The following is a 17432-nucleotide window of genomic DNA, read 5'->3' as shown; positions in this document are numbered from 1 at the left end:
CGTTCCGGCCGGTCCGAGGTGAAGACGGCCACGAAGGCCCGGGCCCTCTGGTCGCGCGTACCTCCGGAACTACGGTTGCCGCTGGCCGTCTTCCTCTCGTGCCAGGCCTGCCACCTGCTGTGGTGGGCGGCCTTCTACCCGGGTCTGATGAGCATGGACTCGGTCGTCTACACGTGGCAGGTCACCACCGGCCACTGGCGCTCGGACCACTCGGTGCTCTACAACGCGCTGGTCCGGCTGACCCTCGGCATCACGGGGGACCTCGCTGTGCTGACGCTGCTGCAGACGGTCGCGATGTCCGCGGTACTCGGCTACACGTGCGTGAGCCTGCGGACTCTGGGTGTACGGGGGCGATGGAGCGCACCGGCCGCGGTGGCCTGCGCGGCGGCTCCACCGCTCGGGTCCTTCACCGTCTTCATCTGGAAGGACGTGCCGTTCACGATCTGTGCGGTACTGGTGTTCGCAGTGTCGGTACGGCTCCTGGGCAGGCGCTCGAACGGCACGTGGAACGGCCGTCTGCACCGTTCGGAGCTCTTGCTGCTGTGCGCCGGGCTCCTGGGCGTCGACCTCTTCCGCAACAACGGCTTCCCGATGTCCGTGATCGCGTCACTGGCCCTGCTCCTGGCGCTGCCCGGAGCCCGGCGCATGATCGCCGGCCTCGCTGCCGCCACCACGGCCCTGACGCTGCTGCTCATGCTCGTCGTCTATCCGGCGGCCGGCATCGAGCAGCCGAGCAAGGCATTCGTCTACAACTTGCACTACGCCGACCTGGCGGTGACCTATGCGCAGGAGCCGGGTCTGTTCACCCCTGATGATCTGCGGCTCATGGCCACGGTGGCGCCGCTTTCGACCTGGCGGGGCGCCGGCACCAACTGCTATGTGTCCGACGTGCTCTACTACAGCCCCTCGCTGAACCGGGCCGCGGCCGACCGGCTCGCCGAACCGCTGGTGCGGTTGTGGTGGCGCGTCCTGCGCACGTCCCCCCAGCAGATCTTCGGCGCGCGGCTGTGCCGAGCGCACATCGCCTGGGCCGTCTTCCCCGGACCACGGGGCATGAGCGCCAAGACATGGACGTACGGCACATCGATCCCCGCCGACCTCTGGGGTTTCCGCTCGATCCAGGACAGCCCGTACCGGCCGGTGCTCACGGCCCGGCCGCTGTCCCGGACCCTCAACCACGCCGCCAACTTCGGCCGCTCCGCCTTCCGCGTCCCCCAGCTCGAGTGGCTCTTCTGGCGTGGCGCCACCTGGTGCTACGCCACCTACGCGCTCGTCGCCCTGCTCGCCCGGGCCCGCCGATGCCGTCCCTTGCTCGCCCTGGCGGGCGTCTCCCTCGGCGTGCAGCTCACCGTGCTCGCAGCCAATCCCGCGCCGTGCTTCCGCTACATGGCAGCGCCGCTGTTCATCGGCGTGCTCTGCCTGTCGCTGATCCCTGCCCTCCGGGCCTCGGCCCGATGGGATCGTGTCGATTCTTGCACGTGGACCAATAACGCACGATCATGCCCACGGCGGTTTATCTGAAAGGGCATAAAAAGACGTGGCCTATGACCCTCAACAGCGGTTCTTGAGCTTGGTTCCCGGTGGCAACGGAATCATCTACGCGATTCAGGCCGACGGAAATCTTTATTGGTATCGGCATATCAATTGGGCGACGGGCGCCCCCGCCTCCTGGGCAAATTCTGGCGCCCCTCGACTCATCGGCACCGGATGGCAGAAATTCCGTTTCGTCCTGGCCGCCGCCGACGGACAGATCTTCGCGTTCCTGCCCAACGGGGACCTTATTTGGTACCGATACATCCTGTCCAACCTCGGCACCGGCGCCGGGAGCTGGCACTCGGCAAGCGGCAGTCGTATCGGTACCCAGTGGAACTTCCCGCGCGTCATCGGCGGGTGGGGCAACGTCCTCTACGCGCAGGACGGCAACGGGGACCTGCGTTGGTACAAATATACCGGCACGAACGGCTCCTTCAGCTGGGCGGCGAATTCGGGTGCCAAGATCGGCTCGCAATGGCAGCCCTACACCCAACTGTTCGCCGACCCGAACGGCGTTATTTTTGGAACGCGGCACGGCAGCGCGCTCAGCTGGTTCCGCTATCTCGGCTCAACCGGATCGTTCAACTGGGCGAACGGCGGCGCGCCTGTTGACACCACCATTCTGGGTCCGTTCGAGAGGGGCCTTTTCTCCAACGGTTCAGGTACCGTGTACAAGATCAACACGAACGCCGCCAACCCGCCGGGCCCCGACAACCAACTCCAGTGGTACCGCCTGCTCAACTCCGAGACCGTCGATACCAGCGGCGTCCAATGGGCCAGCGGGTCCGGCGCTGTGGTCGGCTCGGGTTTCACCCGCGAGAATTCGGCGGCGTTGCAGGGCTATCCGACGTCACTGTCCACTCGACAGGGCACGAGTCTCGGCATCCACGTCTCCACGACGTTCCCTTCGTACACGTCGTCCACTGTGCGCCTCGCTCCTGCCTCCGGTGGCCCCGTCACGGTCACCCCGCCCGCTACTCGAACCGGACAGTTCCAGCTGCTGCAGAGCGGATATCACAGCGCAGGGTGCGGGTGGAATTCGTCCTTCTCGGTATCCGTGGGGACCGGGGCGAGCTGGCCTTCTGGCGTATACGCCTCACAATTGAAATCACCCCAGGGCAAAGAGCACAACGTGATGTTCGTCGTGCGGCCATCATCGCCGCAGCGGCAGATCGCCGTCCTGGTGCCGACCAATACTTATAACGCCTACAATTTCTGGGGCGGGCACAATCAATATACGACCGGTCAATCCGGTGCGCAGCGGACCGTCACCCTGCAGCGCCCCAATATGGGAACCTCGTGGGACAACTCCTATGTGACCGCGACCGGAATCATCGACCACCTGCTCTACAGTGACCTGCTGCTATTTCGATGGATGAGCTCACAGAGCATCCAGTACGACTGCTACGCGGACAACGACCTGCATGCGACGGGCGCCGGCTGGCTGCGGACACCTGCGCAGGGCGGGAATTACAAGGCGCTGGTGCTGACCACCCATCCGGAGTATTTCACGCAAACCGCGCGTGACAACATTGCAGCCTTCCAGAACAACGGTGGCCGCATCATCTACCTGGGCGGGAACGGAATCTACGAACGGATGCAGTACACGCCGGACGGTAACGCAGTCATTTTTCGACGGCCCAACGGCTCACGAGATGTTTTCGCAGATTCCGGGCAGTCCGAATCGCAAATCCTGGGCGTATCGCACTTCCCGCCGACGTATATGTCCTTCGCCCCGTACGAGGTGCGCGACACCGATAACAATCCTTTTACGGCGGGAACCGGTCTGAACGTGGGAGACGCCATTGGCGGCGTCTCGTACGACGTCGCCGCCAGTGGCTGGGAGGTCGACCGTCGACAGGCCGCCGTGCCCGGATCCGTACTTATCGCGGAAGGGCTCAATAATTCGGGCGGGGCCGAAATGCTCTATGTGCCGCCCGTTTCCCCCAAGGGCTGGGTGTTCTCGGTCGGCTCCTTGTCCTTCACCGGCAGTATTCCGTTCGACACCGCGATCCAGAAGATCCTGCTGAACGTTTTCGCGAAAGCGGTGGCCTAGTGTCTTGACACACAGGATCAGGTACCGCCGACGGGGAGAGGAGAGAATATGAAGGAGACCTCGCGTCGCACCGTACTGGTCGGCGCCGCGGCCGCGGTGGTTGCGCTGGGCCTTCCCGCCTCGACTGCTGGTGCGGAGTCCGGGCAAGAGGAACAGCCGGCATCCGCGAAAGAGAAACGGCAGGCAACCAGCACCTGCGGAAATCTGGGCAGCACGCGGGTCTGCGTCACGGCACGAGAAGTCCAGGATGTAACCGGCCTCCAGTACGTCATCACAAATGGCGGCGCCCGGCCGATGACCTACACGGTGTGGTACGCGGATACGACCGGGGGGCCCGAATCAGGCAGGGTCACGGAAACGGTGAAGGCAGGGGAGACCGCTACCGGCTACTTCTATGGCGCCATCCAGCACTGTTTCACCCTGCATGTGTGCGAAGAGGCTGGGACCGCCTGCATCACCCTCGGCCCTGTTTGCGGCGAAGAGCCGGCCGGCTGGTAGGAGAGAAGAAGAACGGGCCAAGTCCCCGAACCCAGACACCCCTTGGGTCGTTCCACAACACATGAAGCAGAACAGCGAAGCGCCGCTCGCTCCGGTCCGGATCGCAGCCGGGGCCCAGGTCGACGAGTCGGCCGCGGTGGGCCCCGGTACCGCCGTGTGGGAGCTCGCCCAGATCCGTGAGACGGCCGTGCTGGGCGACAACTGCGTGGTGGGGCGGGGCGCCTATGTCGGCCCCGGAGTCCGGATCGGCGACGGGGTCAAGATTCAGAACCACGCCCTGGTCTACGAGCCGGCGGAGCTCGGCCACGGTGTCTTCGTCGGTCCCGCGGTCGTGCTGACCAACGACCACAATCCGCGCTCGGTCGACCCCGAAGGGCGGCCCAAGCGAGGTGCCGACTGGGAGCCCGTGGGGGTCACGGTCTGCGAGGGCGCGTCGCTCGGCGCGCGATCGGTCTGCGTGGCTCCGGTCCGCGTCGGCCGCTGGGCGATGGTGGCCGCCGGCGCCGTGGTGACACGGGACGTGCCGGACTTCGCCCTTGTCGCCGGCGTCCCGGCCCGTCACATCGGCTGGGTGGGGCGCGCGGGCCTGCGGCTCAGCGAGGTCCCCGGCTCGACCGGGATGTGGGAATGCCCGGACACCGGGGTCCTGCACGCCGAGAGCGACGGCGTTCTCACGGAGGTCTGATGCGAGAACGCCGCCATGGCCGCGGCGGACTTCATCCGGAGCCTCCGAACCCGGCGGCGGTGGCGGCCGGGCGGTCCGGGCTCTCCTGGATATCGAGCATGAGGGCGCCGATGAGAAAGTGAATTCCGGTGAGGATCGGCAGGGTTGCCAGCAGGACACTTCCTGCGCTGGCGCTCGCGGGCCCGAGTGTGTGGACCAGTACCCACGTGCTTGCCGCGCTGCCGAAGGCGATCAGGAACAGTCCCGCCAGGAGCAGGAGAGCGATCGGCGAGAAGGAGAAGACGACGTACTTCAGGACGACGCGTCGCCCGGACCCGCGAGCCAGCTGGCCGATCAATGCCGGAATGACCTTGTGCATCCGCATGGTTGACACCTCATCCCCGTAGACCGCGGGAATCGGGACGTCGCAGGCCGGGATCCGGAGGATGTTCAGATTGATCAGCAGGTCGTTTTCGAATGAGTAGTCCTTGGCCACGCGGTCGAGGTTCAACCGTTCCAGCGCCGCCCGGTGGATCGCGGTGTACCCGTTCTGGGGGTCGAACAGGTGCCAATACCCCGATGCCAGCTTGGTCATGAAGGAGAGGATGACGTTGCCGAGAATCCGGTGTTTCGGCATGCCGCGGTAGGAGTCGCGCGAGTAGAAGCGGTTCGCCTTCGTGAAGAGAGCGGTCCCGTCACAGATCGGAGCCAGCAGGGCGGGAAGATAGGCCGGGTCCATTTGCCCGTCGCCCGCCATGACCACCGAGACGTCGCACCCCAGCCGCAATGCCTCCTTGTGCCCGTCGCAGACCGCTCCACCGACGCCGGTGTTCCTTTCGTGCTGGATGAGCACCACCCGCGGGTCGCCGGCGTCGATCGCCTCGACGGCGGTCGAGTCACTGCTGGCGTCGTCGATCACCACGATATGGTCGACGAAATCGGGCGTGGTGTTGATCGTCCGGGCGATCAACTTTTCCTCGTTGTACGCCGGCACCACAACCGCGACTTTCATATTTCGATACACGGAGAAAAAACCTCTCACGGTTCTTCAACTGGAGCCCGTCTGCGACGATGGGCTGGAGCAGGGGGGAAGGTACCAGAAATCGTACGGAAACTGTGGGACACCGTTTGCCGCTTTTTCTCGGCTGATACGACAAGGTTCCTTCTTGTGGGAGGGCTGTGCTACCTGATCGATGTCGGGACGCTGGTCCTGCTGCACGGCGGACTTCATATGCCGTTGGCCGCGGCCACCTCGCTGGCGTTTGTGACCGTACTGGCGGTCAATTTCGGCCTCAACAGGGCTTTCGTATTTCGCAGCGGCGCACTGGCCGGACCGGCCTTCGCCAAATATCTTGTGCTCGTCGGGCTGAATTACAGTGCAACTGTGGCGACGGTCACCGGATTGACAGCTCTGGGTGTGCCCTATGTAGCGGCGAAGACGGCGTCGGCCATCGTCAATGCGGTGGTGAATTACGGCGCATTTCGGTGGTGGGTCTTCAGGTCGTCCGGTGTGCGAAGCCACGGCAGTCCGGGCAGGCCCGAGCCGACCCGACTGCCGTGACCGGGCACCTCACGACCGCTGGATGACCGCCGCCAGATTCCGGGGGTGCGGGCTCTGCAGCGGCAGGTCCGTCTTCCGCCGTGCCGAGTCGAGGACCGCCTCGGCGACCTCGACCGTCCTCAGCCCCTGTTCGAGGGTGACGATGTCCGTGTCCTTGCCTTCCACGGCGTCGCGGAACCGCTCGTGCTCGACGAACAGCGGCTCGCGCTTGGGGATGGCGTACCGGACCATGTCGCCCTCGGCGGCTCCGCGGAAGGTGCTCAGCGCTTCCCACTCCGTGGCGACGGCGCCGTTGGCATGGAAGGTGAGGTCCGCGGTGAGGGTGTCCGCGATGAAGCAGCCGTGCTCGCCGGTCACCGCCGTGAAGCGTTCTTTGAGCGGGCTCAGCCAGTTCACTAGGTGGCTGACCATGGTGCCGTTGGTGAGTTCACCGACGACCGCGACCATGTCCTCGTGCGGGCGGCCGCTCTTGGAGAGCGTGCGGGCAGCCAAGGAAGCGTAGTGACACCCCGTCACCCAGCTGGTGAGATCGATGTCGTGGGTCGCCAGGTCCTTGACGACGCCCACGTCCGCGATGCGCTGCGGGAAGGGCCCCTGCCGCCGCGTGACCACCTGGAACATCTCGCCCAGCTCGCCCGCCTCCAGGCGCGAACGCAGGCTCTGCAACGCCGGGTTGAAGCGCTCGATGTGCCCGACCCCGGCGATCAGACCGGCCCTGTCGAAGGCGTCGACCAGTCGTCGGGCCGCAGTCGCGGAGTGGGCGAGCGGCTTTTCGATCAGCGCGCACACGCCGTCCGCGGCCAGGGCGAGGCCGATCTCCTCGTGCAGCGCGGTGGGGCAGGCGACCACGGCGTAGTCGAGGCCGAGCGCGAGCAGTTCAGGCAGGGTGGCGACGACCGGGGCGCCACGCGCAGCGCCCGTGGCGTCTCCCGCCGGGTCCATGACGCCGACGAGTTCGACGCCGTCGAGCGACGACAGCACCCGGGCGTGGTTGCGTCCCATCGCACCCAGACCGACGAGTCCCGCACGCAGGGTCTGCTTGCTCACCGGGCACCTCCGGCGACGCTCACGGCCCGGGCGACGCGCTCCAGGTCGCCCTGCCCGAGGGTCGGGTGGACCGGCAGCGAGAGCACCGCGGCGGCAGCGCGGTCGGTCTCGGGCAAGGGAGGGCCGGCCGGGTCGTGGTACGGCTTCAGACGGTGGATCGGCGTCGGGTAGTACACCGCGCTGCCGATGCCCTGCCGCGCCAGTTCCTGCTGTACGGCGTCCCTGCGGCCGTCGGGGATGGCGACGGTGTACTGGTGGTAGACGTGCCGGGCGCCATCGGCCACCTGTGGCACGGGCAGCCCTTCGATACGGGAGTCGAGCACCTTGGCGTTGGCCCGCCGCCGCTCGGTCCACGCAGGCAACTGCTTCAGCTGCTCGCGGCCGACGGCCGCCGCGACATCGGTCATCCGCAAGTTGGCGCCGACGATCTCGTTCTTGTACCGGTGTTCCATGCCCTGGTTCCTGAGCAGTCTGAGGGTGCGGGCCAGTTCGGGATCGGCGGTGGTGATCATGCCGCCTTCGAGCGCGTGCATGTTCTTCGTCGGATAGAAGCTGAAGCATCCGGCCTGCCCGAAGGTTCCGACGGGCTGACCGTGCAGGGCGGCGCCGTGCGCCTGGCAGGCGTCCTCGACGACGGCGAGGTCATGGCGCTCGGCGAGCGGCATCAGGTGGTCCATGGCGGCGGGGTGTCCGTACAGATGCACCGGCATCAGCGCCGCGGTTCGCGGGCCGATCGCAGCCGCCGTGGCGAGCGGATCGAGACAGTAGGTGCCGGGCGTGATGTCGGCGAAGACGGGTTCGGCGCCCACCAGGCGTACCGCGTTGGCGGTGGCGGCGAACGAGAAGGAGGGCACCACCACCTCGTCGCCCGCTCCGATGCCGAGCGCCATGAGGCTCAGTTGCAGCGCGGAGGTGCCGGAGCTGACCGCTACACAGCTACGGCCGGAGACCAGCTGCGAGAACTCCTCCTCGAAGGCGGCCACCTCTGGCCCCTGGATGACATGGCCGCTACGCAGGACGCGTACGGCGGCTTCGATCTCGGCTTCGCCGATCACGGGCCGGGCGGCTGGGATAGGCAGGCTGGACCCGCACACGGGCAGTCTCCGTTCGAGAGCGAGGGAGTCGGCCTGCCTTTAACCGCAGTTCCGTGTCAGGGGTTTCTGATGGCACCACCAATCAACCCGGAAGGCAGTATGCGTAGGATGAGGTGATTTGCCCGTATGGGGTGCTCGCCGTCCCGGCCACGCAGCCGGCGGCCTGGTTCCACGGGAGGCGTGAAGTGATCGCGCGTTTTGGGTAACGGTCAGGTCATTTCATAACGCTCGGGTAACGCAGGTGGTTCGTGACGAAGTCATCGACTTGGCCATGGAGTTCGACCGTTACCCACGGCCAAAGGTTGCGCTCTGTGCTACTTGAACCTCGCGTGAAGGGCTTTCTAGCGTGAGATGAACTCACGTCGAACGCCAGGAAGTTGACCAGCCATGCGCCGAGACATACCGCCCCTCGACGAGGTGCGCCGCATCACCCAGAAGAAACGGGACGCGTGGTGGACCGTGCTCCTCGTCGACCCGGTCGCCACGCCGCTCGTGCGGCTGACGGCGATGCGCACGCGGATCACCCCGAACCAGATCACCTGGGGAGCCTTCATCCTGGGCCTCGGCTCCGCCGTCTGCTTCTGGCTGGGCGACTGGCGCTGGCTCATCGCCGGCGCCGTCGTCTACCACCTGTCCTTCATCCTCGACTGCATGGACGGCAAGGTCGCCCGGCTCACCGGCCAGGGGTCGGTCTTCGGCGCCTGGCTGGACTTCGTCTTCGACCGCATCCGCGTCATGGTGTGCGGGGTCGCGCTCATGGCGGGCCAGTACGAACGCACCGGTGACGAGCTCTACATCTGGCTCGCCCTGGCCGTCGTCGGCCTCGACACCCTGCGCTACATCAACTCCCTGGAGATCTTCAAGATCCGCCACTCCATGCGCAAGCAGATCAAGGAGCGGGTCAAGGAGGCGCGGCGCGCCGAGAACGAGGCCGAGCTCGCCTTCATGGAGGACCTCCTCCGCGACAACCCCGAAGCGGACATCGAGCAGGACCTCCAGAAGGCGCGGTCGGCCCAGGGGGTCGCGGAGGCCGCACCGCAGCCCGCGCCCCAAGTGGTCGACCTGCACCAGGAGTTCAGGAGCCGCTTCCCCGTATACCTGCGATTGCGCTCGTTCCTTCTCCGTCACCGCATCCGTACCCATCTGATCAGCGGGATCGAGTTCCAGATGGGCGTCTTCATGATCGGCCCGCTGATCGACCAGGTCCTGTGGGCGACGATCGTGTCCGGAGCGCTTCTTCTCGTCTTCGAACTCGCCATCATCTACAAGCTGTTGCTGTCGACCCGCGACTTCACGCGCACGATCGACTCGTTCGCGGAGCGCGGCCGACGAACCGCTGCGGCGGCCTGAACGTGAGGGTGCTCGAACGTGAGGGGGTGCCCCGCCGGACCTGACGGTCCCGCGGGGCACCCCCCCGACGCGTACCTCAGCCCTCTACGCCGTCGTCACACCCCCACCCTCTCGTCCGTCACGGCCGGGGGCGGGGGAGCGGCCACCTCGTCGTGCGTCAGGTCGGGCAGCCGGTGCAGCCACTTCGGCAGATACCAGTTCCGCTCGCCGAGCAGCGCCATCACGGCGGGGAGCAGGATGCCGCGGATGACCGTCGCGTCGATGAGCACCGCGGCCGCCAGGCCCACACCCATCTGCTTGAACGATTGCATGGACAGCGTCCCGAAGATCGCGAAGACGGCCACCATGATGACCGCCGCGCTGGTGACCACGCCCGCCGTCGTCACCACGCCGTGCGTGATGGCGTCCTTGTTCGTACGTCCCTGAAGCCGCGCCTCCCGGATCCGCGACACCACGAACACGTGGTAGTCCATCGAGAGCCCGAAGAGGATCACGAAGAGGAACAGCGGCAGCCAGGAGATGATCGCGCCCACACCCTCCGCGCCGACCAAGGACGCGCCCCAGCCGTTCTGGAAGACGGCGACCAGGATGCCGTAAGCGGCGCCCACGGACAGCAGGTTGAGGGCGATCGAGGTGATCGCCACCGTCAGTGACCGGAACGACAGCAGCATCAGCAGGAACGCGAAGACCACGACGAACGCGAACACCGGGACCACCGAGCCGACGATCTGGTCGTTGAAGTCCTTCGATCCTGCGACCTGACCGGTGACGGGCGCCTCGACCCCGTCGACCTTGCCGAGCGTGTCCGGCCGCACCTGGTCCCTGATCAGCGAGAGGCTCTTCTCCGCCCTGTCCTGGTCGGAGCCGCCGACCAGCGGGACACTGATGAACGCCACGTTCTCGCGGCCGTGCACGGTGAGGTCCACCGGGCCGCGCGAAGCCCCCGAACTGACCGCAGCCTCACGGAATTCGGCGATCGCGCTCCGCACCTCGGGCGCGTTGATGTCGGCGGCCTTGACGACCACCTCGGCCGGCTCGGAGCCGCCGGGGAACGCGTCGTTGAGCCGGTCGTACGTCGCCACGATCGGCAGCGAGTCGCCGAACTCCTGGTCCAGGGTGAGGTTCTGGGTCTTCATGCCGAGTGCCGGGGCGGTCACCGCGAGGAGGGCGCCGATCGCGACGACCACGGACACGGCGGGCCGGGCGAGGACGACGCGCAGCACCGCCTGCCAGAAACGGCTGCCCTCCGGAGCCCCGTTCCCGCTACGTCGCCTGCCGCGGTTCAGGAACGGCAGCCGCCCCTTCTCCACGCGCTCGCCGAGCAGCGAGAGCAGCGCCGGCAGCACCGTCACGGAGCCCACCATGGCGACCGCCACGACCATCAGCGAGGCGAGACCCATCGCCTGGAACTCGGCGAGCCCCGTGAACAGCATGCCCGCCATCGCCACGCAGACCGTGACACCCGAGACGATGATGGCCCGGCCGCTCGTCGCCGCCGCCACCCGCAGCGCGGTCTGCGGGTCGTGGCCCTTCATCCGCTCCTCGCGCTCGCGCCGCAGATAGAAGAGGCAGTAGTCGACGCCGACCGCGAGACCCACCAGCAGCATCACGGAGTTGGCGGTGTCGCTCATCGGCTGGAGGTGACTGACGATGCCCATCAGGCCCATCGTCGCCATGATCGCGGTGACGGCCAGGGCGACCGGGAGGAGGGCGGCCACCAGTGCGCCGAACGCGATGAGGAGGATGCCGAGCGCGACCGGGACCGCCGAGTACTCGGCCCGCTGGAAGTCGTTGCCGAAGGCGTCCTCGAACGTCTTGCCCATGCTTGCGCCGCCGATCTCCTCGATCCGCAGCGAGCCATGGGTCCGCTGGACCTTCTCGACGGCCTTGAGCACCGGCTCGACGCGGTCGCTCGCCGTGCCGGGGTCGCCGCGCATGTCGAACTGGACGAGCGCGCTGCGGCCGTCCTTGGAGATCGTCTTCGACTGCGGGTCGTAGGGCGACTTCACGTTGGTGGCGGCGCCGGTGCCCTGGACCGCCTTCACGACCTCGTCGACGGCCCGCCGGAAATCGGCGTCCGTCGCCCGCGCTGTGCCGTGCCTGCCCTGGACGAGCACGGTCTCGCCCGCGGGCTCCTCGATACCGGCGTCGTCGATGATGCGCGCCGCCTGTGTGGTCTCTCCCTGGAGCTGATCGCTGTCCGACACATCGACCCGGCCGGCGGCCGTGCCGATCCCCATGGCCAGGACGACGAACAGCACCCAGATGCCCACCGCCGCCCATCGGTGCCGCACGCTCCAGCCGCCGGCGCGGGCCGCCAGGCCCCGTACCCGCGTGTCTCGGTTCCCCATGACGGGCTGCCCCCTTGTGTGCGGTGACAGCACCGCGCCGTCACCTCCGTATCGAAGGTATGGGCCCGATAAGTGCGTCTCGTCGTGCTGCCCGGTGAGCCGGCGGGGGCCTGGCTCCTCCTTGCGGGCGGGGCGCCTCCCCACTCAGGAGGACTGAAGTCCCCTACATCTATAGGGAATTCCCGGAGTCCGAAGTGTCGGTCGAAGACCGAATTGTTATTACGAAGGCTTGTTGAACAAGTCACAGCTGTATGTAGGTCTTGATCTGGTCGCGTCAATCGGCCAGTGTTTCGTGCCAACCCCCGGAGATCTTCCGGAGATTGCCGGGGGATCGTTGAGAACCATCAGTAAACCCCCCACAAACCCCCCCACAGAAACCACGAGGAGACCCCTCTTCATGGCAACTCACAAGCGTGCCCGCAGCACGATGAAGCTCACCGCGGCGATAGCCACCGCTGCCACCGCGGCCGGCGTGATCGTCTTCGCGGGCTCCCTGGCCGGCGCCTCGACCCCCGCCGAGGGCAAGGTCTACGGGCTCGACGCCAAGGGCGCCGTCTCCGGCAGCTACATCGTGCTGCTGGACCAGAAGACGGACAAGAACGGCAAGCAGGACCTCGCCAAGGAGTACGGCGGCCAGCTGAAGCGCGCCTACTCCTCCGCCGTCAACGGATTCTCTGTGAACGGCCTTTCGGAGACCGAGGCCAAGCGCCTCGCCGCCGATTCGTCGGTCGCCAAGGTCGTCCAGAACAAGAAGTTCCACATCGACGCCACCCAGGACAACCCGCCGTCGTGGGGCCTGGACCGCATCGACCAGGCGGACACCGCGGGCGACAAGAAGTACACGTACCCGGACAGCGCCGGTGAGGGCGTGACCGCGTACGTCATCGACACCGGCGTCCGCATCAGCCACAAGGACTTCGGCGGCCGCGCCACCTCCGGCTTCGACGCCATCGACAACGACGACAACGCCGACGACGGCAACGGCCACGGCACGCATGTCGCCGGGACCATCGCCGGTGACGCGCACGGCGTCGCCAAGAAGGCGAAGATCGTCGCCGTCCGCGTCCTCGACAACGAGGGCTCGGGCACCACCGAGCAGGTCGTCGCGGGCATCGACTGGGTCACCAAGAACCACCAGGGCCCGTCCGTCGCCAACATGTCCCTCGGCGGCGGCGCCGACGAGGCGCTCGACGCGGCCGTCCAGAAGGCCATCGCCTCCGGCGTCACCTTCGCGGTCGCCGCGGGCAACGAGTCGACCGACGCGTCCGCCGGGTCCCCGGCCCGCGTCAAGGAGGCCATCACCGTCGCCTCCTCCACCAAGGACGACGAGCAGTCCGACTTCTCCAACTACGGCTCCGTCGTGGACATCTACGCCCCCGGCTCGGACATCACCTCCGACTGGAACACCGGCGACGACGCCACCAACACCATCTCCGGTACGTCGATGGCGACCCCCCACGTCGTGGGCGCCGCCGCCGTCTACCTGAGCGGCCACCCGGACGCGACGCCCGCGGACGTCTCCAAGGCACTGACCGACGGCGCGACCCCCGACAAGATCTCCAACGCGAGCGAGGGCACGCCGAACAAGCTCCTCAAGATCGTCGAGTAGCACCGGCAGCACCCCTGACCGGCGGCCGCCGTGCCCTCCCCCACGGGGCGCGGCGGCCGCCTATCGTGTCCCCATGGCGACAAAGGCGTACGCGGCACTGCTCCGCGGGATCAATGTGGGCGGCAGCAGAAAGGTCCCCATGGCGCGGCTTCGCCCCCTGATCGAAGGGCTCGGGCACGGCGACGTACGGACGTATCTGCAGAGCGGCAACGCGACGTTCACCAGCGACCACGGCGACGAGGAGACCCTGGCCGCCGAGCTGAGCGAAGCCATCGAGAAGGAGTTCGGCTTCGGCGTGGACGTGATCGTGCGCGGGCACGCCTACCTCGCGTCGGTCGTGGACGCGTGCCCCTTCCCCGCCGCCTCGCTCGAAGGCAAGCAACTGCACGTCACCTACTTCTCCGGGCCCGTCGACCCCGAGCGGTTCGCCTCCGTCGACCCGGCCGAGTTCGCCCCCGAGGACTTCCGGCTCGGCCCGCGCGAGCTGTACCTCTACGCTCCCGAGGGCCTCGGCCGCTCGAAGCTCGGCGCCGTGCTCTCCCGGCCGGCCCTGAACAAGGGCCTCATCGCCACCTCCCGCAACTGGAACACCGTCGTCAAGCTCGTGGAGATGACCGGTGCCTGAGCTCGACGACGACGCCGTCGACGCCGCCATCGAGGGTGAACTGCGGCTGCTCGACCCGGCCGTGCGCCGCTCCCCGGAGCTGCTCGGCGCGCTGCTGCACCCCGACTACTTCGAGTTCGGCGCGTCGGGCCGCCGCAGGGACCGCGCCTCGATCATCGCCGAGCTCGGCGCCACGCGCGAGCCGGGCGTGCGGCCCCTCACCGTCTCGCGGATGAAGGGCGTGCGGCTCGGCCCCGGGCTCGTCCATCTGACCTTCGACACCGACATCAACGGGGCTTGCGCACACCGCAGTTCACTGTGGCGGCAGGGCGTCGAGGGCTGGCTGCTCTACTTCCATCAGGGGACGCCGTTCAGCCGGTGAGCCTGTCGAGCCGGGACAGCTCCTCGATCGGAGCCGCACCCCTGGATCAGGCTGTACGGTGCCGCAGCCGAGACTGACGGTGACAACTCGCACGAACGTTCTGTAGTGACCCGCGTGTGCGACGTACCTAGTGTGATCGTCATGCAGCTGCGGTACGCCTTCAGGTTGTACCCGGACACCGGTCAGCGGATGGCGCTGGCGATGGCGTTCGGGTGCGCCCGCGTCGTGTTCAACGACGCGGTGCGCGCCCGTGAGGACGCCCGCCAGGCGGGGGAACCGTTCCCCAGCGCAGGGCAGTTGTCCAAAGAGCTGATCACCCGGGCGAAGCAGACCCAGGCTCGGTCGTGGCTGGGCGACGTCTCCGCCGTTGTGCTCCAGCAATCCCTGCGCGATGTTGAGGCGGCCTACCGGAACTTTTTCGCCTCTCTCAAGGGCGCCCGCAAGGGGGCGAGGGTGGGTGCGCCGCGGTTCAAGTCCCGCAAGGACAACCGCCAGTCGATCCGGTTCACCGCCAACGCCCGCTGGAGTATCACCCCCGCCGGGCGGCTGCACCTGCCGAAGATCGGCGAGGTCAAGGTCAAGTGGTCCCGCTCCCTTCCCGCCACCCCGACCTCGGTCACAGTGATCAAGGATGCGGCCGGACGGTACTTCGCCTCGTTCGTCATCGACACCGATCCGGCCGCCGACGCCGCGCGGATGCCCGGCAGTGGCCAGGTGGTCGGCATCGACCTGGGGCTGACGCACTTTGCGGTCCTTTCGGACGGCAGGAAGATCGACTCTCCTCGTTTTCTGCGCCGTGCGGAGAAGAAACTCAAGAAGGCCCAGCGGGATCTGTCCCGAAAGCAGAAGGGGTCGAAGAACCGGACCAAGGCCCGCCTGAAGGTTGCCCGCGCCTACGCGCAAGTGGCTGATGCGCGCCGTGAGTTCCACCACCAGCTCTCCACCAGGCTGATCCGTGAGAACCAAGCGATCGGTGTGGAGGATCTGGCGGTCAAGGGATTGGCGCGTACCAGGCTGGCCAAATCCGTGCTCGATGCGGGCTGGGCGCAGTTCGTGCACATGCTGGAGTACAAGGCGGTCCGGTACGGGCGGACACTGGTGAAGATCGGCAGGTTCGAGCCGACCAGCCAGGTCTGCTCGGCGTGCGGTGTCAAGGACGGGCCCAAGCCCCTGCACGTGCGGGAGTGGACCTGTGCCGCCTGCGGTGCGGTCCATGACCGGGACCACAACGCCGCGAAGAATGTGAAAAGGGCCGCCGGACTGGCGGTTACGGCCTGTGGAGCGCAGGTAAGACCAGGATCCGTCCCGGCACAGCGCGACGAAACAGGAAGCCACGGATTCTCTCCCCAACCCCGTGCCGCATAGCGGCACAGCAACGAGAGCGAAGGCCGGTATCCCCAGGCCTCAGTCCCGGGGAGCAAGTCAACTCATCATTGGAGCAGGAGCGGTCAGGGCGCCATCTGCGTCCGGCTCGCACAGGCCGGGCGCCATCGAGTCCGACTACCTCAACGGCGAGATGGGCCCGCTCGGACGGCTGCACGGCGTTCCGACCCCGGTCAACGACGCCCTCCAGTCGGTCGCCAACCGCTTCGCCCGCGAGCGCAGGCCGGCCGGGTCCATGCCGATCGCGGAACTCATCTCGGAGGCCGGCGCGGCGCCCCGCCAGTCGTCGCATTCCGTCCGGACGAGGTCGCCGCGGCCAGGGAACTGCTGAAGAAGGTCCGAGCCCAACAGCGGACACTGGCCGTCGCCCTGGAGGGCGGCTTCGCGCTGAACACCACGTACCGCTACGGGCGTTGGCGCGACGACCTCGCCTCTCACCCCGTGGCGGGTCCCGTGTGCCGCAGGCTCATCTGGGAGTTCGAGCGCGTGCCGGGGGCGTGGCACGGGCTCCTCCCGGCCGAGGACCCGCCGCTGCCGGATCTCCCGCCCGGCACGCAGGTCCGCCTGTGGCACCCGGCCCGGGCCGGCGACGCCGAGCGGGCCGAGTGGCGGGCGCGGGTCATGGCGCTCGCCCTGCGCCAGCCGTTCCGACAGGCCTACCGCGAGCAGTACGCGCCACCCGAGAAGGGGCTCGAAACGGCCATGTTCCAGGGGCCGTTGGTCCGCATGGAGGCGGTGCTGGGCGTCGCCGTGCGCGAGGGGTGGAACATCGAGTACGACGTCCTGGTGCGCAGGTTCGGCACAGTCACGGCGACCATCGACTTCGGATGGGGCCACATCTACCCGGGGATGACCGGCTGGTGCGGGGTCCGGCACGTCCGCCTCGACCGGCCCCTGGGCGAACTCGACCCGGTCCTGAGATCGGAGATCCTGCGTACGGTCGACCTGCTGGCCGCCGTCGGAAGTTTCGGCTGGTGGGACGAGGAGGAGAACACGCCACGGCGCCGGGAGGAGATCCGCCGCCTGCACGACATGCCGCTGGGCACTCAGTCCCGCCTCCGCCGCGACGCACTGCGCCGTGTCCTGGCCGCGTCACCGACCGCGGCCCCCAGGTCGAGGTGGCCGACCGCCATGTGACGGTGCGAGGCCACACCGTCCACCTGGCCACAGGCAGCGTCAGCCGCGACGGCGACCCGGTGGACATCGCCGTCCCCACTGGCAAGAACATGCGCGCGCTGCCGTACCTGCCTTACGACGATCGCTTCTGGAACGCATGGTGCGGACGGTGGAGGCTCTCCTG

At 67.6% G+C, this 17432-nt stretch carries 15 protein-coding genes and 1 pseudogene; 12 read left to right on the top strand and 4 right to left on the bottom strand.

Features of this window, described 5'->3' with window-relative positions; genetic code table 11:
* The first annotated feature begins 75 nt into the window (after positions 1 to 75).
* The 4 genes from OG698_RS13995 to OG698_RS13980 all read left to right on the top strand — a co-directional run bounded on the left by OG698_RS13995 (position 76) and on the right by OG698_RS13980 (position 4772).
* Positions 76 to 1521 (top strand): hypothetical protein, encoded by a 1446-nt coding sequence (locus OG698_RS13995; RefSeq protein WP_406103342.1) that lies wholly within the window; start codon positions 76 to 78, stop codon positions 1519 to 1521.
* A 16-nt stretch (positions 1522 to 1537) separates the two neighbouring features.
* Entirely contained in the window at positions 1538 to 3589 is a 2052-nt protein-coding gene (locus tag OG698_RS13990; RefSeq protein ID WP_406103341.1) for a N,N-dimethylformamidase beta subunit family domain-containing protein, read from the top strand.
* Positions 3590 to 3637: 48 nt separating this feature from the next.
* Positions 3638 to 4087 carry a hypothetical protein gene (locus tag OG698_RS13985; protein WP_406103340.1) on the top strand — a complete coding sequence of 150 codons (450 nt, stop codon included), beginning with the start codon at positions 3638 to 3640 and terminating at the stop codon, positions 4085 to 4087.
* A 61-nt stretch (positions 4088 to 4148) separates the two neighbouring features.
* Complete coding sequence (locus OG698_RS13980; RefSeq protein ID WP_406103339.1) at positions 4149 to 4772, top strand: acyltransferase; 624 nt, start codon at positions 4149 to 4151, stop codon at positions 4770 to 4772.
* A 31-nt stretch (positions 4773 to 4803) separates the two neighbouring features.
* Here OG698_RS13980 and OG698_RS13975 read toward each other — a convergent pair whose 3' ends face one another.
* Entirely contained in the window at positions 4804 to 5748 is a 945-nt protein-coding gene (locus tag OG698_RS13975; RefSeq protein ID WP_406103338.1) for a glycosyltransferase family 2 protein, read from the bottom strand.
* Positions 5749 to 5919: 171 nt separating this feature from the next.
* Here OG698_RS13975 and OG698_RS13970 point away from each other — a divergent pair, with 171 nt between their 5' ends.
* A complete protein-coding gene (locus OG698_RS13970) occupies positions 5920 to 6312 on the top strand; it encodes a GtrA family protein (RefSeq protein ID WP_406103337.1) in 393 nt (130 codons plus the stop codon).
* A gap of 9 nt (positions 6313 to 6321) precedes the next feature.
* Here OG698_RS13970 and OG698_RS13965 read toward each other — a convergent pair whose 3' ends face one another.
* Positions 6322 to 7314, bottom strand: coding sequence for a Gfo/Idh/MocA family oxidoreductase (locus tag OG698_RS13965; RefSeq protein ID WP_406111056.1), 993 nt, complete (start codon positions 7312 to 7314; stop codon positions 6322 to 6324).
* 41 nt (positions 7315 to 7355) lie between these two features.
* Positions 7356 to 8453 carry a DegT/DnrJ/EryC1/StrS family aminotransferase gene (locus OG698_RS13960; protein WP_406103336.1) on the bottom strand — a complete coding sequence of 366 codons (1098 nt, stop codon included), beginning with the start codon at positions 8451 to 8453 and terminating at the stop codon, positions 7356 to 7358.
* Between the two features lie 387 nt (positions 8454 to 8840).
* On the opposite strand from OG698_RS13960, the gene OG698_RS13955 reads away from it, so the two are divergent.
* Positions 8841 to 9803, top strand: a complete 963-nt coding sequence (locus tag OG698_RS13955) for a CDP-alcohol phosphatidyltransferase family protein (protein ID WP_406103335.1) — start codon at positions 8841 to 8843, stop codon at positions 9801 to 9803.
* A gap of 95 nt (positions 9804 to 9898) precedes the next feature.
* Here OG698_RS13955 and OG698_RS13950 read toward each other — a convergent pair whose 3' ends face one another.
* The gene (locus OG698_RS13950; protein WP_406103334.1) at positions 9899 to 12154 is read right to left on the bottom strand and encodes an MMPL family transporter; all 2256 of its coding nucleotides are present in this window, start codon (positions 12152 to 12154) and stop codon (positions 9899 to 9901) included.
* Positions 12155 to 12551: 397 nt separating this feature from the next.
* On the opposite strand from OG698_RS13950, the gene OG698_RS13945 reads away from it, so the two are divergent.
* The 6 genes and pseudogenes from OG698_RS13945 (at position 12552) to OG698_RS13920 (ending at position 17269) form a co-directional block, all read left to right on the top strand.
* Positions 12552 to 13763 (top strand): S8 family serine peptidase, encoded by a 1212-nt coding sequence (locus tag OG698_RS13945; RefSeq protein WP_406103333.1) that lies wholly within the window; start codon positions 12552 to 12554, stop codon positions 13761 to 13763.
* 73 nt (positions 13764 to 13836) lie between these two features.
* On the top strand, positions 13837 to 14388 hold the full coding sequence (locus OG698_RS13940) for a DUF1697 domain-containing protein (protein WP_406103332.1): 552 nt from the start codon (positions 13837 to 13839) through the stop codon (positions 14386 to 14388).
* Positions 14381 to 14749 (top strand): DUF4440 domain-containing protein, encoded by a 369-nt coding sequence (locus tag OG698_RS13935; protein WP_406103331.1) that lies wholly within the window; start codon positions 14381 to 14383, stop codon positions 14747 to 14749. The genes OG698_RS13940 and OG698_RS13935 overlap by 8 nt, the downstream gene beginning before the upstream one ends.
* A 141-nt stretch (positions 14750 to 14890) precedes the next feature.
* Positions 14891 to 16114 carry an RNA-guided endonuclease InsQ/TnpB family protein gene (locus OG698_RS13930; RefSeq protein WP_406103330.1) on the top strand — a complete coding sequence of 408 codons (1224 nt, stop codon included), beginning with the start codon at positions 14891 to 14893 and terminating at the stop codon, positions 16112 to 16114.
* A 118-nt stretch (positions 16115 to 16232) separates the two neighbouring features.
* Positions 16233 to 16463: pseudogene (locus tag OG698_RS13925) on the top strand (ketopantoate reductase family protein); the annotation flags it as partial.
* Complete coding sequence (locus tag OG698_RS13920; RefSeq protein ID WP_406111054.1) at positions 16457 to 17269, top strand: DUF4132 domain-containing protein; 813 nt, start codon at positions 16457 to 16459, stop codon at positions 17267 to 17269. The pseudogene OG698_RS13925 and the gene OG698_RS13920, both read left to right, overlap by 7 nt.
* The last annotated feature ends 163 nt before the right edge of the window (positions 17270 to 17432 follow it).

The sequence above is a fragment of the Streptomyces sp. NBC_01003 genome (assembly GCF_045162695.1).
In the GTDB taxonomy this organism is placed as follows: domain Bacteria; phylum Actinomycetota; class Actinomycetes; order Streptomycetales; family Streptomycetaceae; genus Streptomyces.
The sequence above is the reverse complement of the archived record's forward strand: the minus strand, read 5'-3'. Positions and strand labels throughout refer to the sequence as shown.